The 22,920-nt window shown below is 59.3% G+C and carries 25 protein-coding genes and 3 pseudogenes; 7 read left to right on the top strand and 21 right to left on the bottom strand.

Features of this window, described 5'->3' with window-relative positions; all coding sequences use genetic code 11:
• Positions 1–99: 99 nt before the first annotated feature.
• Both GSQ83_RS21450 and GSQ83_RS21445 read right to left on the bottom strand, forming a co-directional pair.
• Complete coding sequence (locus GSQ83_RS21450) at positions 100–540, bottom strand: pyridoxamine 5'-phosphate oxidase family protein (protein WP_216850449.1); 441 nt, start codon at positions 538–540, stop codon at positions 100–102.
• A 32-nt stretch (positions 541–572) separates the two neighbouring features.
• Positions 573–1,493 (bottom strand): alpha/beta fold hydrolase, encoded by a 921-nt coding sequence (locus tag GSQ83_RS21445; RefSeq protein WP_158804929.1) that lies wholly within the window; start codon positions 1,491–1,493, stop codon positions 573–575.
• Positions 1,494–1,548: 55 nt separating this feature from the next.
• On the opposite strand from GSQ83_RS21445, the gene GSQ83_RS21440 reads away from it, so the two are divergent.
• Positions 1,549–2,523 carry a LysR family transcriptional regulator gene (locus GSQ83_RS21440; RefSeq protein WP_216850447.1) on the top strand — a complete coding sequence of 325 codons (975 nt, stop codon included), beginning with the start codon at positions 1,549–1,551 and terminating at the stop codon, positions 2,521–2,523.
• A 43-nt stretch (positions 2,524–2,566) separates the two neighbouring features.
• Here GSQ83_RS21440 and GSQ83_RS21435 read toward each other — a convergent pair whose 3' ends face one another.
• From GSQ83_RS21435 to GSQ83_RS21420, 4 genes are all read right to left on the bottom strand, one after another.
• On the bottom strand, positions 2,567–3,769 hold the full coding sequence (locus tag GSQ83_RS21435; protein WP_216850445.1) for a CynX/NimT family MFS transporter: 1,203 nt from the start codon (positions 3,767–3,769) through the stop codon (positions 2,567–2,569).
• Between the two features lie 111 nt (positions 3,770–3,880).
• On the bottom strand, positions 3,881–4,561 hold the full coding sequence (locus tag GSQ83_RS21430; RefSeq protein WP_158804928.1) for a DJ-1/PfpI family protein: 681 nt from the start codon (positions 4,559–4,561) through the stop codon (positions 3,881–3,883).
• Between the two features lie 139 nt (positions 4,562–4,700).
• Positions 4,701–5,255 (bottom strand): carboxymuconolactone decarboxylase family protein, encoded by a 555-nt coding sequence (locus tag GSQ83_RS21425; RefSeq protein ID WP_158804927.1) that lies wholly within the window; start codon positions 5,253–5,255, stop codon positions 4,701–4,703.
• A gap of 78 nt (positions 5,256–5,333) precedes the next feature.
• A complete protein-coding gene (locus tag GSQ83_RS21420) occupies positions 5,334–6,287 on the bottom strand; it encodes a LysR family transcriptional regulator (RefSeq protein WP_371418052.1) in 954 nt (317 codons plus the stop codon).
• Between the two features lie 196 nt (positions 6,288–6,483).
• On the opposite strand from GSQ83_RS21420, the gene GSQ83_RS21415 reads away from it, so the two are divergent.
• Complete coding sequence (locus GSQ83_RS21415) at positions 6,484–7,380, top strand: alpha/beta fold hydrolase (RefSeq protein ID WP_158804925.1); 897 nt, start codon at positions 6,484–6,486, stop codon at positions 7,378–7,380.
• Positions 7,381–7,472: 92 nt separating this feature from the next.
• Positions 7,473–7,862 carry a nuclear transport factor 2 family protein gene (locus GSQ83_RS21410; RefSeq protein WP_158804924.1) on the top strand — a complete coding sequence of 130 codons (390 nt, stop codon included), beginning with the start codon at positions 7,473–7,475 and terminating at the stop codon, positions 7,860–7,862.
• An 837-nt stretch (positions 7,863–8,699) separates the two neighbouring features.
• On the opposite strand, the gene GSQ83_RS21405 is transcribed toward GSQ83_RS21410, so the two are convergent.
• From GSQ83_RS21405 to GSQ83_RS31465, 9 genes and pseudogenes are all read right to left on the bottom strand, one after another.
• A complete protein-coding gene (locus tag GSQ83_RS21405) occupies positions 8,700–9,086 on the bottom strand; it encodes a hypothetical protein (RefSeq protein WP_216850441.1) in 387 nt (128 codons plus the stop codon).
• Between the two features lie 17 nt (positions 9,087–9,103).
• The gene (locus tag GSQ83_RS21400) at positions 9,104–10,057 is read right to left on the bottom strand and encodes an alpha/beta hydrolase (RefSeq protein ID WP_216850440.1); all 954 of its coding nucleotides are present in this window, start codon (positions 10,055–10,057) and stop codon (positions 9,104–9,106) included.
• Entirely contained in the window at positions 10,054–10,530 is a 477-nt protein-coding gene (locus GSQ83_RS21395; protein WP_158804923.1) for an alpha/beta fold hydrolase, read from the bottom strand. Before GSQ83_RS21395 ends, GSQ83_RS21400 begins: the two co-directional genes overlap by 4 nt.
• A gap of 147 nt (positions 10,531–10,677) precedes the next feature.
• The gene (locus GSQ83_RS21390) at positions 10,678–11,001 is read right to left on the bottom strand and encodes an alpha/beta fold hydrolase (protein WP_158804922.1); all 324 of its coding nucleotides are present in this window, start codon (positions 10,999–11,001) and stop codon (positions 10,678–10,680) included.
• Positions 10,998–12,089 (bottom strand): alkene reductase, encoded by a 1,092-nt coding sequence (locus tag GSQ83_RS21385; protein ID WP_158804921.1) that lies wholly within the window; start codon positions 12,087–12,089, stop codon positions 10,998–11,000. Before GSQ83_RS21385 ends, GSQ83_RS21390 begins: the two co-directional genes overlap by 4 nt.
• Before the next feature lie 61 nt (positions 12,090–12,150).
• Positions 12,151–12,493: pseudogene (locus GSQ83_RS21380) on the bottom strand (SDR family oxidoreductase).
• Between the two features lie 53 nt (positions 12,494–12,546).
• Entirely contained in the window at positions 12,547–12,837 is a 291-nt protein-coding gene (locus GSQ83_RS21370; RefSeq protein ID WP_158804919.1) for an SDR family NAD(P)-dependent oxidoreductase, read from the bottom strand.
• On the bottom strand, positions 12,834–13,151 hold the full coding sequence (locus GSQ83_RS30080; RefSeq protein WP_216850439.1) for a hypothetical protein: 318 nt from the start codon (positions 13,149–13,151) through the stop codon (positions 12,834–12,836). The genes GSQ83_RS21370 and GSQ83_RS30080 overlap by 4 nt, the downstream gene beginning before the upstream one ends.
• A gap of 275 nt (positions 13,152–13,426) precedes the next feature.
• Positions 13,427–13,687, bottom strand: a pseudogene (locus GSQ83_RS31465) (SDR family oxidoreductase); the annotation flags it as partial.
• A 118-nt stretch (positions 13,688–13,805) separates the two neighbouring features.
• On the opposite strand from GSQ83_RS31465, the gene GSQ83_RS21360 reads away from it, so the two are divergent.
• From GSQ83_RS21360 to GSQ83_RS21345, 4 genes are all read left to right on the top strand, one after another.
• Positions 13,806–14,726, top strand: a complete 921-nt coding sequence (locus GSQ83_RS21360) for a LysR family transcriptional regulator (RefSeq protein WP_158804918.1) — start codon at positions 13,806–13,808, stop codon at positions 14,724–14,726.
• Positions 14,727–15,797: 1,071 nt separating this feature from the next.
• Entirely contained in the window at positions 15,798–16,178 is a 381-nt protein-coding gene (locus GSQ83_RS21355; RefSeq protein ID WP_158804917.1) for a Ku protein, read from the top strand.
• Positions 16,179–16,259: 81 nt separating this feature from the next.
• Entirely contained in the window at positions 16,260–16,739 is a 480-nt protein-coding gene (locus GSQ83_RS21350; RefSeq protein ID WP_158804916.1) for a hypothetical protein, read from the top strand.
• Between the two features lie 33 nt (positions 16,740–16,772).
• On the top strand, positions 16,773–17,219 hold the full coding sequence (locus GSQ83_RS21345) for a hypothetical protein (protein ID WP_158804915.1): 447 nt from the start codon (positions 16,773–16,775) through the stop codon (positions 17,217–17,219).
• Here GSQ83_RS21345 and GSQ83_RS21340 read toward each other — a convergent pair.
• The 6 genes and pseudogenes from GSQ83_RS21340 to GSQ83_RS21315 all read right to left on the bottom strand — a co-directional run bounded on the left by GSQ83_RS21340 (position 17,216) and on the right by GSQ83_RS21315 (position 22,078).
• Positions 17,216–17,422 (bottom strand): hypothetical protein, encoded by a 207-nt coding sequence (locus GSQ83_RS21340; RefSeq protein WP_158804914.1) that lies wholly within the window; start codon positions 17,420–17,422, stop codon positions 17,216–17,218. The genes GSQ83_RS21345 and GSQ83_RS21340 overlap by 4 nt on opposite strands.
• A 510-nt stretch (positions 17,423–17,932) precedes the next feature.
• Positions 17,933–18,397, bottom strand: a pseudogene (locus GSQ83_RS21335) (IS5 family transposase); the annotation flags it as partial.
• A 245-nt stretch (positions 18,398–18,642) separates the two neighbouring features.
• The gene (locus GSQ83_RS21330) at positions 18,643–20,031 is read right to left on the bottom strand and encodes a hypothetical protein (RefSeq protein WP_158804912.1); all 1,389 of its coding nucleotides are present in this window, start codon (positions 20,029–20,031) and stop codon (positions 18,643–18,645) included.
• 311 nt (positions 20,032–20,342) lie between these two features.
• Positions 20,343–20,738, bottom strand: a complete 396-nt coding sequence (locus tag GSQ83_RS21325; protein WP_216850437.1) for a hypothetical protein — start codon at positions 20,736–20,738, stop codon at positions 20,343–20,345.
• Positions 20,731–21,480, bottom strand: coding sequence for an FAD-binding oxidoreductase (locus tag GSQ83_RS21320; RefSeq protein WP_158804911.1), 750 nt, complete (start codon positions 21,478–21,480; stop codon positions 20,731–20,733). The genes GSQ83_RS21325 and GSQ83_RS21320 overlap by 8 nt, the downstream gene beginning before the upstream one ends.
• A complete protein-coding gene (locus GSQ83_RS21315; protein ID WP_158804910.1) occupies positions 21,473–22,078 on the bottom strand; it encodes a sulfite oxidase-like oxidoreductase in 606 nt (201 codons plus the stop codon). Before GSQ83_RS21315 ends, GSQ83_RS21320 begins: the two co-directional genes overlap by 8 nt.
• Between the last annotated feature and the right edge of the window lie 842 nt (positions 22,079–22,920).

Below are 22,920 nucleotides of genomic sequence, written 5' to 3'. Positions count from 1 at the left end.
AGCAAGAAGTTCCGCCTCAGTGAAGCGTGGCGTGATGTGCTGAGGGCAGTTCCAGTCGAAGGCCTCAAGTCGTAGGGTGAACCCACGATCAGGCCGCCCTCAGTAGCCCGGGGTGGCCAGCTGGGCGGCGAGTTTGGGCTCCGCCGTCAGGTCGTGGGCGGCCATATGAGCAAGGGTTTTGAGACGGCGCCGATTAGGGTAGTCCATCAAGAACAGCGCGACCCTACTTTCTGCGCCGATGTCACCCAAGGTCAGGTACTGGCGATTTCCAGCGTAGTCGGCGAACCCTAAACATTGCTCATTCAGAGGCCGCAAAAATCCTGCCGGACCGCCGCGATGCTGGATATAAGGCCAGCCTGACTCAGAGATGCTTGCTGCGTAGAAGCTGTCGCGTGCTGCGATGAATCCCAACTCACGATCGGTGAAGCGGTTCTGCGGCAAGTCCAGCTCCATCTCTTCCCATAGTTGGCCAACACCATTGGCCACCTGGGCGGCGCGTACGCCAGGTGTCGTCAGGGCGTCTAGGAATCCGTAGGTCATTGGAGCCTCCATGCCGACGCGTGTCGGCCTCGCTAAGTGGGTTGTCTGTGGTGATAAATGCGTGCAGCTCGCTCGTGAGCGATCATTGCAGCCGATAGCAGCGGCACTGTGCAGGGAAGAAAGGCTACCTTTATTTGAGTGGCAACATTGACCCAGTTCTGCTCGAGGACGGCGTGTCCGGCGTCTAGCCAGACCAGCTTCGCCTGCGGTAGGTCATTGAGATAGGCGCGTGCGCCGGGTGGAATGAAGACCGGGTCGTGCTTGCCCCATATTATCAGGGTTGGCGGCGTATGCTTCCGGAAAGCGGCTTGCCAGTCCGGATAAAGGGCGACGTTAGTCCTGTAATCTTCCAGAAGATCAATCAGACCAGCCGGAGCCTCGCAGAGCTTGAGGGGGCAATAGCCGGCCGCAGAGTGGCCGGCCGGGGGCGTCTCAGCGGCAAGTGCGTCGGGATGAATAAAGCTGACAAACTGCTGGGCCGCCCATTCCGTTTTAATGGTACGGCTCTCCCAAAGGGGTGCGAGTGCCCGAAAGCATGCGGTGCTTACCCCCTCGACGTAAGCATTCGCGTTCTGGATCACGAAGCCCGTTATCCGAGAGGGGTCTCGGACGAAGAGGCGAAAGCCTACCGGTCCGCCGCAATCGTGCATGTAAAGCGTGTACGACTTGAGTCCGATCGCATCAACCAAGCCGGCCACATGCGTAGAAAGGTTCTCGAAGGTATAGTCGAATTGGTCGCGTGTAGGCGCTTCGGATTCGCCGAAGCCGATGTAGTCAGGCGCAATAAGGTGAAATTTATCGGCGAGGGCCACGATCAGGTTGCTATAGTCGGCGCTGCTCCCCGGCAGTCCGTGGAGTAGTAGGATCGTTGGCGCCGACGGATCTCCAGCCTCACGGTAGAATATCTTCCGATCTCGCACCAAAACTATGCGTTGAAAGACGGGCGTAGACATCGGAAGATCCCTAACTTGCCATGTGCGCCATAATGGCCGCGCGTAAGGTCACAAATTGGCCCTTCGCTTTTTTTCTGACCAGCGGCTAAGATCGGGAGGTAACTTTCCAAAAACTGGTAGGCCTGTGGATCGTCTTGAAGCGATGTCGGTGATGCTTACAGCCGTGGAATGTGGAAGCCTCTCTAAGGCGAGCCGAAAGCTCGGCCTGCCGCTGGCGACGGTAAGTCGAAAGGTTTCTGAACTGGAGAGCCATTTAAAGGCCGACCTGCTGATCCGCTCCTCCAAAGGCCTGGACCTGACACCGGCTGGTCGTTCCTTTGTCACCGCTGCTAAGACGATCCTGGATCAGCTTAACGAGGCTGAACGTGCCGCCGCTGGAGAATACACTGAGCCGAGGGGCGATTTGGTGGTCACCGCACCCATAATGTTTGGCCGCCTGCACCTCCTTCCGGTCGTCATGAGCTTCCTTGCCGCCTTCCCGGAGGTTGCGGTCGAGCTGATGCTGACTGACCGGGTTACTCACTTCTTGGACGATCAGGTCGACGTGGCGCTGCGTATCGGGGACCTGCCCGACAGCAATCTGATCGCGACACGACTAGGCACTATCCGCCGGGTAACCTGTGCGAGCCCATCCTACCTTGCCACCCGGACACCGCTTAAGGTCCCCCAGGACCTGGCCACACACGAAATGATCTCGTTTGAGAGCGTGTCCGCGCAGAGCACATGGCGATACTGGTCGGAAGGGAACGAGGTGGCGATCCCGTTTCGGTCGCGCCTGAGCGTCAGCACCATCGACGCGGCGATCGATGCCGCGCTTGCCGGCGCCGGCATCCTCAGAGCTATGTCCTACCAGATCGCCGACTTTGTACGAGAGGGGTTGCTGCAGCTCGTGCTTGAGCCTTTCGAGCCTGAGGGGAGGCCCGTGCACCTGATTTACGATAAGCAGAATAGGCTGCCGCTTAAACTTCGCGCGTTTGTCGACTTCGTCGTTCCACGTCTTCGTGAGCGAGTGACAAAGTCGGCCCTATAGCGGGACTGGCTCGGTCATCACGGCAGAAGTGTGTATGAGGCAGTTACGCCTTCTTCGATTTCGGCGTCAGGAACGGCGTCAATCCAAGCATTGCCAAACCTACTAAAGTGAGCAGCTGGAATGGCAAGTCGAAGCTATAGGTAATGTCGCGCAGCGCGCCTACAAAAAGGGGGCCTGTTGCCGCAATCAGGTAGGCGATCAGGATGGCAAAGGCGCTCCAGGTGTTCGCCTCGTCGGGATCGCGAGTATTGTCGAGAGGCAGCGTCATGCCAAGCGCGAAGCAGCCGCCGATGCCGAACGAAATCATCGGCATGAATACGAAAGGCGCCATCGTCGGCGAAAGAGCGATGGCTATAAGGCCGAGCAAGGTCAGCGTCGAGAAGCCCGCAAGAAAGATACGGCGGTCACTTTTGAAGCTGATTGCGCCCGCCAAGATCATCCCGACAGACAGACCAATCGTGAAGCTTGCGAGGACCAGGCCAGCCGTCACTTCCGAGACCTGGCGCTCGCGCAGCATGGGCACGATCCACGACACCAGAGCATAAAAGAGGAAATTGTCGGCCGCGAAGAAGAGCCCGATAAGCCAAGCTTTCCTATCCCGGAAAGGGAGGCTGTAGCGGCGACTGGCGACGGTTATGCGGGCATCGTGGCGGGACAGTACGAACAACCAGGCCGCAAGGGCCGTCAGACCGAGGACCGCCCAGAAGCCAGCTGCCAAGCGCCAGCCGAGGTGGGTTGCCATAGGCCCCGTGACCGCTGCTGAGAGTGTAGCGCCAAGACCAAGTGCGGCTCCATAGATTCCGACGAGGAGCGGAGCGCGGGTCGGGAAATTTGCTTTTATGAATCCACCCACCAACGCTCCGGCGATCGCAATACCACAACCCACAGCAGCCGTCGAAAGGTAGAGGAGAAGCGTCTCAGTCGAGAGCGCGCGGGCGATCGTAGCTACCGAAAGGAGGGCAAGAGCCGCGAGAATCACCCGGTCGCGACCGTAGCGGCGTGCTAGCCCAGGGGCTGGCACCGCAAGGAGGCCCATCATGACTTCAGGGATAGTGGTGAGGAGAGAAGCCTCGGCATGGCTAAGACTGAATCTCGACTGGATCGTGTCAATAAGCGGTCCAATTGAGACGAGCGCGGGTCGAAGATCGATTCCGATCAGCACGACGCAAATGAGCCCAGCCGACAAGGATAAGCCTATCGATGGACCATGGACGTTCTTATTATCGGGAAACTGTTCCGCGGACACTTCTGCCTCCTTCCGCACGCACAAGTTCAGCCAGCTGATGCCAAAATCTGGCAGACCAAGGGTAATTGCAGCAAAATGAGAGAGAGGCTTCCAACTGCGAAAGCCTCCCGCTTACGCCAAGGCGCTTCGGCTTGCGATCTCATCAAGCCGCTGACGTGCGTTACCCATGAGCTCATTCAATTGACCGGTCACCATTGAGCGGATGTGAGCCGGTGCTGTATCCGCGTTCCCCGCGTTGAACGGCGGGGCGGGCGCGTATTCGAGTGCCAGCTGGACACACTGAGCGGCGTCCTCACCGCGCAACTCGGAGATCAGGGTGAGTGCGAAGTCCGCACCGGCAGTCACGCCACCGCCAGTTATGATGTTCTTGTCGCGCACGACCCGCGAGGAGTCAGGGATGGCGCCGAAGGTTTGCAAGAGGTCTCGCCAAGCCCAGTGGCTGGCCGCTCGTCGACCGTTAAGAAGATCGGCCGCACCGAGGATCAGGGAGCCCGAGCAGACTGAGGTTTGGTAGGTGGCCGTATCGGCCAACCGACGCACTGCAGTCATGAAACGATCGTTCTCCATTGCATCAATGCAACCTAAACCGCCCGGAATGCAGAGAACGTCACAGCGCTGGATCGCCTCTAAATCAGCCAGTTTCTCGAACGTCAGGCCGGTGGAGGTAACCGCAATCCCCCCTACGGATGCAACGATCACTTCAATGTCGGGGATCATCGTCAGGAACTGGTGCGGCGCCGTGAAGTCGAGTTGGGTCACGTTCTCATAGATGGGAATCACGACAACGGTCATTGCGTCTCTCTCTGCTTAGCCGGATCGATTGACGGCGCATGGAATTACAGAAGGTTAGGCTTGTTTAGCCGTTCGAACGGTATTGAGGATGCGATGGCGGGCGAAGCCGGACGAGCGCTAGCGCCCGGCCCGCATCCGATCAAGCTGCAGCGCGCACCGTAAGGGCCGGCTGGAACAGAGAGTCCCGTTCGGTTTTGAAAGTGTTGTTGAAGAGGTTGGTGATAAAGCTGAAGGCAGTCTCGGCGACGATATCGACGATCTCTGCGTCGGAGAAGCCGGCGGCGCGAACGGCATCGAAGTCAGCATCCTCGATATGGCCGCGTGACTTGGCGACCTTGTAAGCGAATGTGAGCGCAGCGTCAGCCTTGGGGTCGGTGGAATGGCCCGAGCGATTCAACTCCAAATCTTCCGCAGTGAGGCCCATCAGCTTGGCGCCGAGGTAGCTGTGGGCAGTCAGGCAGTAGCTGCAACCGTTCACTTCCGCCGTCATCACGTGGATACGCTCGCGGGTCTTGTGGCCGAGGCTCTTGCCGAGCGTGGCATGCATGTCTGCAATTGCCTTCAAGGCGTCGGGCGATTGAGAAATCATCGCAAAGAAGTTCGGGATAGTTCCCAGGACTTTATCGTAGTTTTCCAGTATCGGCTGTGACTTCACAGGAGCCTGTTCTTTGGTCGGAATAGCGATGCGAGCCATTTTATTTCTCCTTACTTTCCCAGCCCATTGGCTTCGGTAAAGAGTAGATGCGCCATTCTGCTGCCGCTCATAATCCATTCATATTGAGAGTGTAGCTTCCATCACGTGGAAGGGCTCAACCATCTGGGCCAGAAAAGGAGCTTCGCTAGGTGAGCTGGAGAGGGTCGATCGCAATTGAGTAGCCGCAAAATCGAGGAACACCCGCATCTTAAGAGGAAGCTGCCCACGTGCTGCGTGCACGAGATGAACCGGGATCGATTTAACGTCGAAGGGCCGCAGAACCTGAACCAATGTTTCGGCCCGCAGGGCGTCATTGCAGTGGTATCGGTAGAGACGGCTGCATCCCGTGCTTCGCAACGAGGCCTGAACAGCGCTCTCCGCCGATGTCACTGATAGCCGAGGCACGATATTGATCTGAAAGTCGCGTTGGGTCTCCGGATCCTGGAATGTCCAGACGGCAGACGATGGCCCCGCAAAAATCACACAGGGTAGTCGCTCAAGGTCCCGAGGGTGCTCCGGCGCGCCGCGAAGCATTATCAGGTTCGGCGAGCCGCACACTACTGAGTCCATTAAGCCGATCCGGGTCGCTATCATACTACTGTCCGGCAACGCACCTATACGGACTGCCATGTCTACGTGGTCATCATGGAGGTGCAAATTCCGGTCCGAAAGCAAAAGCCGGAAATTGATCTCAGGAAACGCATTTAGAAAATCGGTGACCAGCGGCAGCATGTACATCTGCCCAAAGAGCAAAGGCGCAGTGAGCGCCAACTCGCCCCTGGGCCGCATGTATTCGCCGGCCGCTGCCCGCTCGACTCCGTCGCGCTCCTCGATGATGCGTTCGATGCCGGCGACATAGTCTTGACCGGCATTCGTCAGCGTAAGCGTGCGCGACGAGCGTTGCAGTATCTTGGCGCCGAGATGGCTCTCAAGTTCTTGGACTTTTCGGCTGATGGTCGGCAGCGGCATGTTCAAGGCCTTCGCCGCCGCTGTCAGGCTACCCTTTCCGACCGTGAGCAGCACGATAGTCATTGCTTCCAGTCGATCCATTGCTCTTCCGCCCCAAGGACGGCCGTTCCCCTCGAACCGCCTTTAGTCGGGCAGAATAACCTCTCACTGGACGGAAGGCCAATTTCCAAATTGAGAAGCTATGCGGCAATTCTGGAAAGTCAGACAACAATATCATTGAAAGGGCGGCACGGCCGCCATAACCTTGGGAGATTACAACATGACTGTTCGCTTCAACACCGTCGACGTCGACGGCCTCAAAGTGTTTTACCGCTCAGCCGGCGCCTCCGATGCCCCAGTCGTCCTGTTGTTGCATGGCTTTCCCAGTGCCAGCCATATGTTTCGAGACCTGATCCCGGAGCTTTCTGAACACTACCATGTTGTCGCTCCGGACCTGCCTGGCTTTGGGTTAACTGAGCAACCCAGCCGTGGACCTTTCGCCTACAGCATGACCCAGTCACGTAGCAGCGAGAGCTTCTCCTATACTTTCGAGAATCTTACCGAGGTGGTCGACCGCTTCACTGAAGTCTTGGGGTTGAAAAAATTTGCCCTCTACGTGTTCGACTATGGCGCTCCGATCGGCTTCCGCCTGGCGGTTAAGCATCCTGAGCGCATTACCGCCATCGTCTCGCAGAACGGCAACACCTACCTTGAAGGTGTGTCCGAGGCCTTCGCCCCGGTGCAGGCCTACTGGAACGACCCGAGCGACGCCAACCGTAACGCCCTACGCGGGTTTCTCGCGCCCGAGACGACCTTCTTCCAATATACCCACGGTGTGAGTGATCCGAATCTGGTATCGCCGGATGGCCGCAACCTCGACGACTTTTACCTGGCTCGCTCGGGAAACGACGAGATCCAGTTGGACCTGCTAGGCAACTACAAGACCAACGTCGCAATGTACGGTGAAATTCAGGCCTACTTGCGTGAACATCGTCCGCCTGTGCTGGCGGTGTGGGGCAAAAACGACCCATTCTTTGTCCCCGCAGGTGCCGAGGCCTTCAGGCGCGACGTTCCGGAGGCCGACATCCGTTTCGTTGATAGCGGCCACTTTGCCCTTGAGACCCACGCCTGCGAGATCGGCGCGGCTATGCGCGAGTTCCTAGCCAAGCACGTCTGATCCGAGCACCGGCCGAACGCTCAAAGGGGCGTTCGGCCCTTCTCACTGCAAAAGGCCAATACACGCGCCGCCCCACCTATTGGAGACAAACCATGACTGCCAATCCCACCGACATCGTGCGCAGCTTCTACGAGAAACTAAGTGTCAGCGATGCCCTAGGAGCCATCGGCCTGATGGCCCCAGACATCGAGTGGATCACCATGTGGCACTATCAAGTCGAAGGGCGCGGTCCCGAACGCGTCGCTGAGGGCCTGTTCAAGCCCCTGATGGCGGAGTGGTCGAGTTTCACGCTCGTGCCCACCGAATTCATCACCGAGGGCAACAGCGTGGTGTCCCTAGGCGAATTTTCCGGTGTTCACGGTTCAACCGGCAAATCTGCCACCGCCCGCTACGCCCACGTCTGGGTGGTCAAAGACGGCAAGATCGCCCGCTTCCGCCAATACATCGACACACTGGCGATAGCAGAAGCCCGGCGTCCATAACCGCCGCCGGTCTGGCGATGCCCCACGCCAAGCCGGCGCCACTCAACACGCAACAATACCGTTGGAGTGCCGCGCCATGAGTCGACCGCTGCTTTTTAAACACTATCTTCTTGGCGCAGCCTTCGCTGGGATCGCAGCCTTCGACGTCTCGGTGGTGGCCAAAGCCCAATCAGCTTCGTCTACATGCAGATCTTGATGTACGACCAATCCAAGTAATCCGAGTTGGAACTGCGCGATGCCGACTTAGCCCGTCAGTCGATTCAAACGATATCAAGTTCGGCCAGTTCACATTCCTCGAAGTCGACGTCGAAGCAAAATCGGATCACCACCAGCCTGTAGTCTCGAAGCTAGCAACGCGCCCCCCCAACCCATCGCGATAAACACAGGCGCCGCCGGCCCTACTAGGCATATCATTCGAGCGGGCCGCACAACGATTCCGGCACTTCGAACTCTTGTCCGAAAAGGATAAGGTTGTCTCGGCTGGAGAATCTATCAAATTACTCAGCTTTATCTAGTCCCGGTCGGCAGACTTCAGGTCGGATCAACGTGCTGGACGTCGGGCACCAACCTTATGTGGAGAGCTAATTTAGCTTGGCTGCCGTCAGCCAACAATGTCAGCGACTTCGCCCTGCTATCGTCATTAAGCGCCAGCTTATAAGGTGTAGTCAGGTCAAGTCCCCTCATCTTGCAGCGCCCCTGGGAGGGAAATGTTAATCCGCGCGATCATACAACACTGTATATATTGTAGCGATTGAGCGCCAATGGCAACGTGCGCTGACCATCAGAGGTTAACACATACGTCTCACGCCTCGAAACGCCTCTATCCGCGAGTTTTAGCTATCCGTTGCCGAGTTGCCGCGCCGCGGCGTCGGCGGTGTCTTCCGGCTTGGTGTTGAAGGCGATTGCCGAGGTGAGTGCTGACTTGTGGACAATATTTACGACCGCCTCGAACAGCGCCAGGCCCTTGGGCGGCAGCCTGAGCCCGCCGCCGATCACGACGCAGTCATAGGCGGCGGCCTTCAATTGCTGTTCGAGCATCGCTTGACCAGCATCGTCGGGCGTCATCATGCAGGTGTGTCCCTGCCATCCGCGTTCAGTGATCTTCTCCATCGCGACGGCGATGCCGGCGTTGATCTTGTCGGCATCAAAACCAGACGGAAGGACGGGTCGGAGAAATCGACAGTTTCCGGCTTTTGGCCAACGAAAAGAATGCGTGTCATGCATGGCTCCTTGTGTGGCGTTTAAACGGGGTCGGCGAGACGGCCGCGCAGAAAGGCCCCGACGTCGTCGGTTGCCTCACGTGCGGCCCGCAGCAAGGCTAGGTTCGCTGGAAAGACGTGCACCATCCCCCTCCAGATATGAAGTTCGCCCGCCGACCCCGCGGCACCGAGCCGCTCAACATATCGCCGCGCGTCATCGAGCAGGATTTCGTCCTCGCCGACATGCAGCATCGTGGGCGGCAGGCCGGCAAGGTCGCCGTAGAGCGGCGAAGCAAGCGGGTCGCGGGGGTCGTGCTGGCGGAGATAGCGCTGCCTGGCGGCCTGCAGCGCGGCGCTGGTGAGCAACGGATCGTTGCCAGCGCGGGTCGTGATGCTCTCGCCGGTCAGCGCGAGGTCGGTCCATGGCGACAGGGCGACCGTGGCGACCGGCCTTGGCACGACACCCTTGCGCGCGGCTCGGGTCATGCTGGAGGCAACGACCAGCGCCAAGCCACCTCCAGCGGAATCACCCACTATGGCGAGGCGCGACGCACCCGTGTCCGCGAGCGCGCGATAAGCAGCCTCGGCATCGTCCACCGCGGCGGGGAAGGGGCGCCCCGGGGCGAGTGCATAATCCGCCACGAACACGGGCGCTCTCGCGCGCGTCGCAATCTGTCCGCCGAAATGGCGATAGGCCCGTGCGGAGCCCACCGCATAGGCGCCGCCGTGAAGGTACAGGATCGCGCACCCGGCTTCGGTTCCGACAGGCCGGCACCACCAGCCATGGACGCCGCCTACCATCGCCGGTCCATATTCGACGCCTTCCGCAATCGGCGTCTTTTCCATCAGATCGTCGAATGCTGGGCGCCCATCTGGACCGAGATCGGCGGTGGGCTGCAAGGCGATCATCGCGCGCATCGCCAGCATCGCGACGCGATCGACCAGGTGCTCGTCGTGATGGGTAATGCTCATCATCATCTGCTCTTCGATCCTCATGCCATCCTGAGCTTGCTGGCGTTCCGGGCACCAACGCGCGCTCCGAGCGCGCGGATATGGTCGATAACGAAGGCGGGCCGCTCCTCGGTCATGAAGTGGCCGCAGCCCCCGAGTGTATGTGCCTCGACGTCTGCGGCGACCATCGCAACCATTTCGCCCACCTTCGCGCCCAGTCCTTTTTCGCCACCGAGCGCGACGACCGGAACGGTCACCTTGTCAGCCATCAACGGTTCGGTCTGCTCGATGCTGGCAAAGGCCGCGCGGTAGATGCCCATGCTTCCGAGCACACCCTCTGGCCCGGCAAATGTGCGCAGATATTCGTCGATCGCCGCCGGCGTGATTGCGGCGTGGTTGACGACGTGCTCGCCTGCGAAGAACCAATCGAGAAAGGCGCGTTCGTTACCGACGATCAGCGCCTCGGGGACGCCAGGGGCAAGGGGTACTATCCACCACCACATCGAGCCCCGTGCCATCGCCTCCTGCGTGTAGGAAAAAGACCGGTTGCAGAACAGCGCCCAGCATGACCGGCGCCTCGATATAGAGGAGGCCGGCGACGTCCTGCGAATGGTCCGCTGATCAGATCAGCGCGGGGAGTGCGCCCATGTCGTGCGCGGCTTGAATCAGGGGCGGCCGCCACCAAAGCCGATAGCGGCGACCAGCGCGCGGCATTCCTCGAAAAGCGAGCGGGCGTCATAGCCGTCATTGCCCGCAGGCTTGTCGCTCTTACCGAAGCCCCGCATGTCCGGGACGAGCACCGCCATCCCCGCTTCCGTCAGCGCCGGCGCAACCTCACGCCAAGCGTAGCCAGTCGATAGGAACCCGTGCCAAAGGATCACAGGTTGGCCTTTGGGTTCACCGCCGATCCAGTAATGCAGGCGCAACCCGCCGACCGTCGCGAACGTACTGCGCAGGCCCGGAATCGGCGCTGGCTCCGCGGCGGTCATTCCGGTTTGGCCTCGGGCAGCGAAGGATAGTCGGTATAACCCTTTGCGCCCTCGCCGTAGAAGGTGGAAGGATCGGGTTCGTCGAGCGGCGCGTCATGGCGCAGGCGTTCGACGAGATCGGGGTTGGCGATATACGGCACACCAAAGGCGACGGCGTCAGCTTTGCCGTCGGCGATGAACGCATTGCCCTTCGCCTTGTCGAAGCCGGTATTCACGATCAGCGGCACGGTGACGCGAGACCGGAATGTTTCGGCGACATCGTTGATCTGGACCCCCTTCTCGGCATCCTTCTCATTGGGCTCTAGCAAGGTGAGGTAGGCGATCCCTAGTGCGTTCAACTGGCCGATCACGGTGCCGAATGTCGCGCGTTTGTCGCTGTCGTCGACGCCGTAGAGATAGCTCGAGGGCGACAGCCGCACGCCGACCCGCGCCGCCTCCCAAGCCTCGATCATTGCCTGCGTCGTCTCCACCATCAGCCGCGCTCGGTTCTCCGCCGATCCGCCATAGGCGTCGGTGCGCTTGTTCGACCCGTCCTGCAGAAATTGATCGTGGAGATAGCCATTGGCACCATGCAACTCGACGCCGTCGAAACCGGCGGCACGGGCGTTGCGCGTTGCTTGGGCGAAATCCGCGATGATCCCCGGCAGCTCCCCGATACCGAGTTCGCGCGGCACAGGAAAATCGACCCGGCCCGGAGGCAGAAAGAAATCGCCCGTCGCGGGAATCGCCGAGGGCCCTACCGGCATTTCGCCATCGCGCATGTCGGGATGCGCGACGCGCCCACAATGCCAGATCTGGCAAAAGATGCGGCCGCCCGCTGTGTGCACCCGGTGGGTGACGATACGCCAGCCGGCCATCTGGTCGTCGCGCCAGATGCCCGGTCCGCGGATTATGCCACGCGCTTGCGCGGAGACCGCGGTGCAGTCCGTCATAATCAGACCCGCACCCGCGCGCTGCGCGAAATACTCAGCGATGAGTTCGGTCGGGATATTGTCTGGGGTGGCGCGGGTCCGCGTCATCGCGGACATCAGGATGCGGTTGGGCAGATCGAGATTGCCGAGGCGCAGCGGGGAGAAGAGGTCGGTCATCGAAACAATCCTTTCGCTCAGAGCATTTCGCTGCCACCATCGACGATGATGGTCTGGCCGGTTATGAAATCGGCGTGGGGGAAACGAGGAAAAACACCGTGCCGACAAGATCCTCGGCATGCTCCTCGCGATTTAGGCACCGCATCTTGATAGCAGTCTCCTGAATTTCCCGCAGAAGTGCCTTCTTCGCCGACGCGGTGATCGTCACGCCCGGCGCGGCGACGTTGACGGTTATGCCGTCGGAACCGAATTCGCGTGCCAGGCTTCGCGACAGACCGATCGTGCCCGCCTTCCGCGACATAATGCGCCTGGCTCTTCACCCCCGAGTAGATTGAGGCCGATCCTATATTGAAGATCCGTCCCCAGCCGCGTCCGACCATTCTGGGCAACGCGGCCTTGCACATCAGGGCGGTGCCTGTGAGATTCACGTCGATGATCTTGCGCCAGTCCCCGGCAGTCATTCAAAAGAATGGTTGGATTGGGAAGAAGCCCGCGACGTTGACCAAATGTCGATGCGCCCACTTTGTTCGGCCGCAAACGCGGCCAGCGCATCGGTAGCGCCTTCATCGGTGATATCGGCGCTTCTTACCCTGAGCAGCGGGCTATCAGCCTTCGAGGAGAGCGCCTCGAGCGCGTCGTCACTCGCGTCGGTCGCGACTACCATATCGCCGTTGTCGAGAAAGCGTCGGACGAACTCCGCGCCCATCCCGGCAGCACCGGTGACGATCACTGTTCTACCGGTCTTCATTGGCCGTGCCCCGGTCTGGCACCAGCGGCGAGTTCCTCGAAATAAGCGCGCAGCGTGCGCGGCTCGCGACCGAGAATGGCGGCAAGCGTCAGCGCGTTGCCGCGCAGGCCGATGCGATCATAATGGTCGAACATCGGCCGCAACGCCTGCGCATCGTCGGGAAGGGCGCCCGGATCGATCCGTTGAGAAGTAATCTCGCGGCCCAGCACCTCGCCGATCAGCGCCGCAACGTCATGCCGATTCAGCCAGCCCTCGACGCATAGCTCGAATGTTCCGTACAGCAAGCGGTCTTCGGTCAGCGCGATCGCGGCCACTTCGGCGACGTCGCGATAGTCGACGCGGCTGAAGCGCGTATCATTCGACTAAGGTTCAGCGACCACCCCGCTCTTGATGATTCCGTCCCAGGCCACGGCAAAGTTCTGAAACAGCACGGTCGGATGCAGGAAGCTATATTCGAGGTCGGAATTGAGCACCGCATCCTCGACTGGCGCCTTGAGCGCGTGGTTGGAAGGCCTCTCAGCACCGGGTGAATGACCGCGGAGAAGACGAAGCGCCGAACCCCCGCCCCGATCGCCGCTTCGACAAATGCTTTGCCCACGGTCGCTTCGTCGCGAAGCGTGACGGGCGCGATGTAGAAAACGCGTTCGACACCCCGAAGCGCGGCGGCGACGCTCGCCGGGTCCGTCAGGTCAGCGACCACGACATCCTGCGCACCGGCTGCGCGAACGGTCGGCTCGCCACGGGCATCATGGATAACTGCGCGGATATCGGCGCCTCGTCTCGCCAGCTCGGGGACCACCAGCCCGGCGAATTTCCCGCTCGCGCCCACTACCAAGATTGTTTCGTCCATCGGGGCAGTCCTTACGGTTGCACGCTGCAGACGACCTTAGGGCTGGCAAACAGGCAAAAAAAGGTTTGGTTCGTCTCTGATATTGGACAGACTGTGCCGAATAGTGCGACAATGCGCTGTGCTTGACCTCAACTCCCTTCGGATATTCGAGAAAGTCGCGTCGCTCAAAAGCTTCACGGCGGCGGCACGCGCCCTCGGTCTGCCCAAATCCAACGTCAGCCGCGCAATCGCCCGGCTCGAAGATGACCTTGGCACCCGCCTGTTCCAGCGCACGACACGCGACGTGGTGCTGACACTGACCGGCCAGGCGCTGCTCGAACGCAGCACTGGCATCATCGAAAACCTAAGCGAGGCTCTGGCCTATGTCCGCGGCCTCGCGGGTCAGCCGCGCGGTCTCTTGAAGGTCAGCGCGGGCATGGGGTTCGGCGTCAACGTGTTGGCCGAGCAGTTGCCGGAGTTCCTGCGGCTCTATCCCGACATCGAGATCGCGCTCGATCTCGAAAGCCGCTCGGCCGATCTTATCGCGGAGGCGGTCGATGTCGCGGTCCGCATGGGGCCGCTGCCCGATTCCGGGATGGTCGCGGTCAAGCTCGGCGAGATCCGTCGCTATCTGTGCGCCGCACCCGCCTATCTCGATCGAAGAGGGACACCCTCTTCGATCGATCATATTGGAGGACACGACACGATCGACATGCCCGGCCCGGACGGCAGGGCGAGGCCCTGGACCTTTTCCCGGGGGGGCGAGACAGTGCGAATCGAAACGCAGCCGCGCCTTTCGGTCAATGAGGCGCTCACGATCCACCGCTTGGTTTCCAATGGTGCCGGACTGGGGATCTTAAGCGGCTATATCTGCACGCCCCAGATCATGACGGGCCGGCTTGTCCATCTTTTCCCAGACTGGTCATCGCCCGCCGTCGAGGTTAGCCTAGTCTTCCCCAGCCGCCGCGAACTATCGCCTGTCGTGCGCGCCTTTGTCGACTATATGAAAGAAGTAAGCCGTCCCGGAATCCTGTGGATGAAAGATCCACTGGGCGGGTAGACAGCCGCTTGATCGAACATGAGTCACCACGAGCGTCAAAGGGCTGTCTACTCCAGAGGCCAAGCCGCCTGTCTAGCGGGCTTTTGCGGAGGCGCGAAGATCCGGTTCCCTAGCAGTCGCTTGGCCGCCCTTGATATCCAAGTGACACTCTCGAAAATATCTACTCCCGCAGCGCGGATTTTGAGCGCAATTTCTCTCCGAGATTTTGCGAAATATTACGAACAAATCGCGCAGAGGTGCTAGCGTAGGTTCGGATGTCGGGTCCGTAATTTGGCAGAGGGCTGGATGGACGTGCAGGGTCAGAAGCTTGCCATCAATGGTGTGATTGCCGATTTCGGCAGCGAGACCCGACCTGCTCGCCCAAACAAGCGCCGAAGCGTTTGCCGTAATGGCGGGATGTTGCGCGAAGCTGGGGCTTGCCGAACGCGCTCGGGATTTGGTGACGAAGTGTCTGGCGATTCAACCGGAGGCAACGATAGAGCAACTCGTCAGGAGGGCCCTCAATTATGTTGCACTGCACAAGGGAAGCGGGTTTGGAAAAGATCAACGATTCCGGTTTATTCGTTCGGGGCACCGGTTGATCGTCGGCGGTATACTGCTTGCACAAGAAGTCTTAGAGTCAACACGCGATAAGAGTGCGCCTCGCGTGTTGACCGTGATGTAGCATTACCGCGAAATCGTTGCCCGTGCCGGGTGTCGGTCGCTGGCATCAATCTCGTGACCAGAAGCGGTCCCTGTTATTGGGTGGGTCAAGAAGGCTCATCTCGAGCCCGTAATGCTAGGTTAGCCGACGAAGCATCTGACGCCGGCGAGAAGCCACCGCCCTTAATCTAGACCGTGGTGATTTTGGTGCCTTCGATGGTGGGTTGAGCAATAACGGAAAGTTGATAGTTATTCTGGCCGCCTCTAGCGGCTTGCTGAAATGCACATTCGCAAAGCCATGACGGACGCACCTCACCTTCTGAATGAGGTTGGCGAGGTAAGGAGAATAACTGACCCTCTCTTGCTCGCGTTGGTCGAAGTGACTTCTGTTATCGGCGACTGGAACCTCTGCTGTCTGGATAATCGAGCATGGCGTCACGACCCATCTGGCGCGGCCATCTTCGTCTGGCGCTCGTCTCCTGCCCGGTCGCCCTCTACAATGCGCGGCACGATCGGGCTGCGATCCGTTTCAATATGATCAACCCTGAAACCGGCAACCGGATCAAAATGGTTTCCCAGGATTCTGGGACGGGAGCTCCTATAGAGCGCGTGAAAGGATACGAGTTCGACAAGAACCGATACCTGATCCTGAATGATGAGGACTTTGAGAGCGTCAAGGTGGACAGCTCCTCAATCATGTCGGTCGAGAAGTTTGTAGACGCAGGGGCGATCGATCCGATTTATTACGACGCGAGCTACTTCCTGGCGCCAGACGGAAAGGCCGGCGAGGATGTTTATGCGGTTCTGTGAGAGGCAATCTCAAAGACCGGAAAGACCGCGTTGACGCGCGTCGTTATCTCGCAGCGGGAGCGGACTGTTGCCTTGCGCCCCATGGGCGTCGGGCTGATGGCCCACACCCTCTATGAGGATCGTGACCTCAACAGCGCCGACGAGTATTTCGAAGACGCGGCGCAGTTGAAGACCGATCCCGAGATGGTCGAACTCGCTACACAGCTCATCCAGCGGAAATCAGGGAAGTATGATCCGGCGGATTTAGAGGACCGCTACGAGACCCGGCTCCGGGCGCTGATAGACACGAAGCTGGCGGGTGGCGGGTTGGTCACGGAGGCTGAAAGGCCGATTGAACGCGGGAACGTCATCGACCTTGTGGCTGCGCTCAAGAGAAGCCTCGCGCAGGCGCAGAGCGCCGAGGAACAGCCGAAGCCTCCAAAGGCGCGCAAGGATCCGGATCGTCGTCAGACGGGTCTCAAGCTGCCGATTGCGGGTGGAAAGGGCAAAGTGGCAGAGCCCGCCGTTCAAGCCGAGCCCGCAATCCAGTCGGTGTCGAGCAGAACGAAGAGAAAAGCGTAGCTGGTTGTCGCTGCGACGACTGAAAACACCGGGGTGACGATGATCCGCCAGATAGTCCTCGCATCAGCGCTGCTGGCGTCTTCTCCATGCCTAGCTAAGGTCTGGAGCGAACACTGGACGGCCACGGCAACTGACTCCATCGCGATCACCGGTGACGTGACGCTCTACAACAACCGGATGGTGATGGCCGGCGGTAAGAGCTTCCCGATCCATAAGCTGCACAATCTGACGATCTCGGCGATCGGTGGCTTCAACGGACCGGCAACGCTTTTCAAGATTTCGCCGCCGAGTAACCCTACACTGCTCAACGGCAACAAGCTCTGCGGCAACGATCCAATCAGCTACGTGATTATCTGGCACCATCCGAAGTTAATGCCCGGCAGTCCGCCCGGCAGAGGTCTGGCCGCGTTCTCAGGTGCCGCTGAACCGACCGGTTCGGGTAATCCCTGCGCGGTGTATTTCTACGAGATCGGCCATTAGGTATTAAGTTTCGAGGCAGTCTCTGTGCGCGGCGGTGTTGCCGGGCCCACATAAACCCAGTCTCCCTTCGTCACGTCGTCCGCGTGGATGCCGACGCCCTGGTAGAATAGCCAGTGGTCCGTCTCCCAGCCCCAGACACGATATCCGTATGTGGGGTGGTGAACCCAGTGTACCGTTCCGTCGGGCGTGCCGCGAGGAGGCATGCATGCATCCATGTGTCGGTCTTCCTTTCGACAGATGACAACGACGCCGGCAGGTCCAACCCTCAGTGTAATGGTCTCGCCGCGGTAGTTGAAGTAGCGAAGACCCTGTTTGCCAGCTCGCAAGTCGCAACGTGGCGTCGTGAGATCGCTGAGCTAAAGCGGCTTCTATAGATGGCCACGCTACCTCGTTTCGATACGGCATCGACGGCGTGGCCGGATGATGCCAACACGTTGTTATCAATCAATTGCAAGCTGAAGCACACTGCGGAATCTTGTTAACGGTTGCACCGAAATCGCCTGATGCGAGCTAACCGACTGATCCCACTATAATTACACTGTGAGGTCAACACGCGATAATCTATATTATCGCGTATTGATGATCTTTCGCGCCTCCCAACTTAGTGTATGAATACGATTAAGGAAGGCCTGAATAAGCTCAATCTCGGGCAAGGCGAGCGCTGACGGTGTTCGCCAGGCGTTCGTGGACTTGCATCGGCAAGAACTGGTCGCATTCTTGGTCGAGCTCGGGGCAGCGATGACGGTGGCATCGACGATGGTGCCGCCCGCCACCTTCAGTCCACGCGAGGTAAGGTGCTCGTTCACGCGCTCGAACAGCGGCTTGCCCAGATTGTGCCGCTCGAGCAGATGCCGTAAGTTCAGGATGGTGGTTTCGTCGAGCACCGGCTCGCGGCCGACGTCGATGCCGACGAAGCGACGCATGGAAAGCGAATCATAAATCGCTTCCTCCGCCGCAGGATCTGACAGGGTGAACCAATGCTGGAGGAAGTGCAGCCGAAGCATGCGCTCCAGCCCGATCGGTGGGCGGCCGCTGCCGAACTTTGGGTAGAACGGCGCGACTAGGGCGCAGAGTTCACGCCATGGCACCACCTGGTCCATTTCGGCTAAGAACTTCGCCCGACGGGTTTGCTTGCTATGCTTGTCGAAGCTTGCGCTCGCTAGGGTCAGTTGCCGCATCTCACTCAACTCCGCCGCTACCGCAACATTCCTACAGATCGCTCCGTAACCGTGTCGAGGAAGACTTGTTCAGAGGTTCCTTAACTGTGAAATGCTCCGTGCGCTGCCAACCAAGGCTAGGAATGCCATCAGGAAAAGACCTTCGCCGATGTTAGAATCGGCTGCTGGGTACGGATCAAGGTCGCTGACACTTGATAATGCCGCCTGCGGCGATGCTACTGGAACGTGTGACCTAGGCGCAGCCACTACTTCAGGTCATACTGGGCGATTCCTGCGAGATCGTAGACACCGGGTTGACCGACCGCCTCCTTGGTCGCCGCTAGAGTGTATTGTCCTTTGAAAGTCGCCGAACCATCGGACGCGATATCGTATAAGTTGACGGAGTAGGAGGCGAATGATCCGAGCCAATACATATGCTTGCCATCAGATGAAATCGTCACATCTTTCGAATCACTTGACGGTGCATAGCCATTGCCGCGTGTGATCAGCGGAAGACGTTTCACAACCTTGCCACTCACCGGATCAAGCCTAAAAGGCGTAATCACGTTGGTGACGTAGCTGACAACGTACAGCATATCCTTCTTGGGGCTGAGGGTGCTCCAGCAGGCTTCGTCAATGTCCTTGGGATTGGTCTGGCCCGTGGAGTAGTTGGCTACCTTAGTTACCTGCTTGGAACCATCCTTGAGCACTGTCAGTCCATTATTGCTCTTGGCGTTGATAATCGAAAAGTTGGTTACGTACAGCAGGTCGGCACGCGGACCCCATTCAAATCCTACGGATCCAGAAATTCCAGCCTCCTCGAAGTAGCGCCGTCGGCTGGCCATACCGTTATCGAAATCGTAGATATAGACTCGGCTTGGGTGCATTTCTTCAAGCTTATGATCACGTGTCAAGAAGTGCGGAATCCCCCAGGTGGAAACGGCTAGCTTCCTGCCGTCTGGACTGAATGCTACTTGCGAGGCTCCGCCATTCTCCCGGGAGAAGTGATCAAGCGTGCGAACATGTGTTAGCGTACCGTCGCGATTGTCGAGCCGATAGAGTTCGATCGTGCGGTCCTTATCGGAAGGATGCGGCTTGCTGAGATCGCCGGTCAAGAACTGATCGCTGGGAAGGCGCCGGAGCTTGTCACCTTCATAAATGACCGTCGGCTGGTCCCACTGATTCCCAACCGCCACCCAAAACATGCCCGGCTGCCCAACTACGGGCATGGAACTGATTGATACCGGCTTCCGACCATATGAATTGACACTCGCAATCAGTGTCAGTTCGCCGCTTTGCCGATCGATCTTGAAGACAGAAATCGAATGGGCGCCGATATCGGCGGTCAGCAAGAAATCCCCAATGATCTGGGTTTGGCCTTGAGCGTCATAGTCACCGAGCGCGGGAGCCTCGTGATTCGCACCCCCCCGAACATAGGTAGGATACGTCTTTTCGTCGCCGACGGTTCCATCCTCGTAGCGGGCGAGTCGGACGATCTCATTGATCCCCTCGCCATTGGTGGTGGTGTACAGATAGCCTACAATTCGCTTCGTCACGACGGCCTGCGCATCGACCGGTATCGTAGTGGTCAAGGCTAAGGCTGAACTTATCGCCACCATAAACATTGTGGCGCCGTATAGGTCACGACCTTTCATGGCAACATTCTCCGGTTTGCAACGAGTTGAATAGATTAGCGAAGCGCCGCTTCCATCACCCTCGCCTAGATTGGCGATGACACAGCATAGTGGGGACCTGCCGGGCGTCACGCGTGGATCGTCAGTGCGCCGCGCCCCATCAGGATAGTCGTCGTGGCAGTACTGTGGGCCTTACGACAATCCTACTCATCGTAATCTCGGACGGCGCGCACCCGCAGAACGCGTGCGCGGTCCATCCAAGTCGGGGAATCCTCGAAAGTCCGCCGCATCAACGTTCTTCCACGACATGAGCAGGGTGAGTTCGCCGTGGGTCAGCACCGGGTCGAAGCTGTCGCATGGCGCGGGTTCGGCCGCCCACAGGCCAGGCCAATGCATTCGGAAAAGTAATAGCGGTTGTTCGTCTGTCTCCACTCGACCGGGCGCAGCGCATTGATGAGCGTGATCGCCATTCCCGTGCCAACCTCAGTCTCGTCGAGGCGCCGCTCGCGCGTGCGCCAGCGCACGAGGGAGTTCTCGCTCCGGAACTCGACAACGAGAGGATCCAGCCCTCCCTGGGCGCGCTCATGTAGCATATCGTCCACGAAGCCCTCCTCCTGCTCCAGCTCGGGGCGGAGCATCCTGGCGTTATGGAGATGGTCATCCACTTTTTTCGGAAGGGCCCCAAACATGACGGAAAGCATGGTCGTCTCTCCGAGGGCTTCAGGCACCGCCGTAACGCTCTGTCTTGATCGACGTCGCGTTTAGCCCGGCGGCGAGCGCGCCGTCAGCGGCAACTTCGACGAATGCGGTCGAGCCACAGACGAGGACGTTGCCGGGAGGTGTGGGCAACCGACCGACCACATCGGCGACCATCGCGACGTCGATGCGCCGGCTGTAGTCGGCCGCCCGCCTTGCAGGTTCGCGCGTGAGCGCAAAGGCCAAGGCGAAGTCCGGAAGCGAAACCTCGGTCGCTAGCAATTCGTCTCTGAAGAGCACGTCGTGCCACGTCCTTGACGAGAGCAGCAGCGCTATCGGAACCGATCTACCGACGTCTCGCCGTTGTCGCACCATGGCCATTAATGGGACGAGGCCAGACCCTGCGCCGACCAAAAGGACAGGGTGGGCGGTGTCTGTGGGCCACACGAAGTGGCCGCCCAGGGGCCCGCGAAGCTCGATCTCGTCGCCAGACCGAGCAATATCGTGGAAGAACGGCGACACCTCGCCGTCGGCCAAGCGCTCTATCGCGAGCTCGATGATGTCTGACGAACTCGGGGATGAGGCGATCGAATAGCTTCGCATCGCGGTATAGCCATTCGGCGCCACCAGCCGCACGTCCACGTGCTGCCCAGCTTGGTGAACAAACGGTACGCGAAGATGGAGAAAGAAGCTCTTGATGCTTGGTGTCCGCTCAGCTATTTCGACAATCCTACAGCTTTGCCAATCGGTCGGCACGGCCGGTTCGTCAGTCATTGGTGTATCGCTGCTCCCGCCACGGATCCCCATAAATGTGGTATCCGCGCAATTCCCAGAAGCCCCGCTCGTCGCGCGCGGTGAACTGCAGCCCGTTTACCCATTTGGCTGATTTCCAGAAATAAAGGTGTGGTACAAGAAGGCGTGCCGGACCGCCGTGCTCACGAGGCAACGACCGGCCGTCGTACTTCAGCGCCACCATCGCCCTTCCTCCGGCAAGATCGGCGAGCGGCATGTTAGTGGAATAGCCATCGTAACAGTGCGCGAGGACAAATTCAGTCGGGGCGCCCAGACCGGCGTCAGCGAGGATGTCATCGACGAGGACGCCTTCCCAGGCTGTGTTGAGCTTCGACCAAGACGTGACGCAGTGGATGTCGCGGGTCATCCTTGTCTGCGGAAGCGCGTTGAAGTCCGACCAGCCCCACTTTTTCACCGGGCGTGGTCCAATCTTCAGTATAAACTTCCACTCCTCCGGCTCTACCCGTGGAGCGGGGCCGGTCGCGAGGACAGGGAAATCGTCGACCAGATGCTGGCCTGGCGGTACGCGATCGGATCGATCCTGCCCCGGCTGCTTGCCAGTAAAGCCGCGTGTCACCATGGCGATCTCCTCCTAGTAATAGACTGTAAGTGCCATCTCGGTCGGTTACCTAGGCGGATGGGAATCGACCTCTAGCGACGATGTTGAAGGCGCTCTCAACCTTTTTCCTCCCACCGTGTTGTTCGACGTTCATCCGACTGGCTGTCAGCTCCAGTCTGCCTTACGTGTTGCGGGCGTAAGTTGCACTTGGTTCGCGAGCCAATGCTAATGCCGATTGGTTATCGTATCGATGCATGGCCAGCCAATTTCACCCGCGACGCTCTAGCATTCGTGGGCATCCGCCCGATAAGCTCACTTGCAAGCCTAGCTTCGCCAGAAAACCTAGTAGTTCTCGTGATCGAGACGGAGCGCGTGGAGGTGTGTCAAGGGAGAATGGCGCTGGGGCATTCACTTTACGAGGCCCAGCGCTTCGTGAAGCTGATCACAACCGGACCTCCCAGCAGTATGGGTTTCGCGAGCAATGTCCCGAGTAGAATTCTCTGCATATTGTGAGCAAACTCGCTGATGTACAGGCCTCATAGGACGGAATTGGCTCGCTATGCATTGATACGATAACCAATCGGCATTAGCATTGCTCACGCACCAAGCGCAATTAGCGGCCGGTGTTTCTGGTGATCTGAGCTCTCTCCTAGGTCAGAGAAATCCTGAGCGAGCCCGTCGGAGGGAGTCAAGACGATTCCTATAGTCCATTTAGTGAGAAGTTGGCCCCGAGGTAGACTTGGCAATCTGGCGATCGGCCCTGATCTATTGAGACTTCGTATCATCCGACACGCGTAAGGTGGTGCATTCAGTGACGTACCTGTGGACCGCGCTCGCAACTCGCCGCTAAAAAGGGTCACGTG

Origin of the sequence: Acidisoma sp. L85, assembly GCF_009765865.1 — a bacterium.
GTDB lineage: Bacteria > Pseudomonadota > Alphaproteobacteria > Acetobacterales > Acetobacteraceae > Acidisoma.
The sequence above is the reverse complement of the archived record's forward strand: the minus strand, read 5'-3'. Positions and strand labels throughout refer to the sequence as shown.

Bases quoted from the DNA above. Each gene is read 5' to 3' on its own strand.
- GSQ83_RS21450 (WP_216850449.1), bottom strand. From the start codon at position 540: ATGACCTACGGATTCCTAGACGCCCTGACGACACCTGGCGTACGCGCC.
- GSQ83_RS21445 (WP_158804929.1), bottom strand. From the start codon at position 1,493: ATGTCTACGCCCGTCTTTCAACGCATAGTTTTGGTGCGAGATCGGAAG.
- GSQ83_RS21430 (WP_158804928.1), bottom strand. From the start codon at position 4,561: ATGACCGTTGTCGTGATTCCCATCTATGAGAACGTGACCCAACTCGAC.
- GSQ83_RS21425 (WP_158804927.1), bottom strand. From the start codon at position 5,255: ATGGCTCGCATCGCTATTCCGACCAAAGAACAGGCTCCTGTGAAGTCA.
- GSQ83_RS21420 (WP_371418052.1), bottom strand. From the start codon at position 6,287: ATGACTATCGTGCTGCTCACGGTCGGAAAGGGTAGCCTGACAGCGGCG.
- GSQ83_RS21415 (WP_158804925.1), top strand. From the start codon at position 6,484: ATGACTGTTCGCTTCAACACCGTCGACGTCGACGGCCTCAAAGTGTTT.
- GSQ83_RS21410 (WP_158804924.1), top strand. From the start codon at position 7,473: ATGACTGCCAATCCCACCGACATCGTGCGCAGCTTCTACGAGAAACTA.
- GSQ83_RS21405 (WP_216850441.1), bottom strand. From the start codon at position 9,086: ATGCATGACACGCATTCTTTTCGTTGGCCAAAAGCCGGAAACTGTCGA.
- GSQ83_RS21400 (WP_216850440.1), bottom strand. From the start codon at position 10,057: ATGAGGATCGAAGAGCAGATGATGATGAGCATTACCCATCACGACGAG.
- GSQ83_RS21395 (WP_158804923.1), bottom strand. From the start codon at position 10,530: ATGGCACGGGGCTCGATGTGGTGGTGGATAGTACCCCTTGCCCCTGGC.
- GSQ83_RS21390 (WP_158804922.1), bottom strand. From the start codon at position 11,001: ATGACCGCCGCGGAGCCAGCGCCGATTCCGGGCCTGCGCAGTACGTTC.
- GSQ83_RS21385 (WP_158804921.1), bottom strand. From the start codon at position 12,089: ATGACCGACCTCTTCTCCCCGCTGCGCCTCGGCAATCTCGATCTGCCC.
- GSQ83_RS21370 (WP_158804919.1), bottom strand. From the start codon at position 12,837: ATGAAGACCGGTAGAACAGTGATCGTCACCGGTGCTGCCGGGATGGGC.
- GSQ83_RS21355 (WP_158804917.1), top strand. From the start codon at position 15,798: ATGGCGTCACGACCCATCTGGCGCGGCCATCTTCGTCTGGCGCTCGTC.
- GSQ83_RS21350 (WP_158804916.1), top strand. From the start codon at position 16,260: ATGGGCGTCGGGCTGATGGCCCACACCCTCTATGAGGATCGTGACCTC.
- GSQ83_RS21340 (WP_158804914.1), bottom strand. From the start codon at position 17,422: ATGCCTCCTCGCGGCACGCCCGACGGAACGGTACACTGGGTTCACCAC.
- GSQ83_RS21330 (WP_158804912.1), bottom strand. From the start codon at position 20,031: ATGAAAGGTCGTGACCTATACGGCGCCACAATGTTTATGGTGGCGATA.
- GSQ83_RS21320 (WP_158804911.1), bottom strand. From the start codon at position 21,480: ATGACTGACGAACCGGCCGTGCCGACCGATTGGCAAAGCTGTAGGATT.
- GSQ83_RS21315 (WP_158804910.1), bottom strand. From the start codon at position 22,078: ATGGTGACACGCGGCTTTACTGGCAAGCAGCCGGGGCAGGATCGATCC.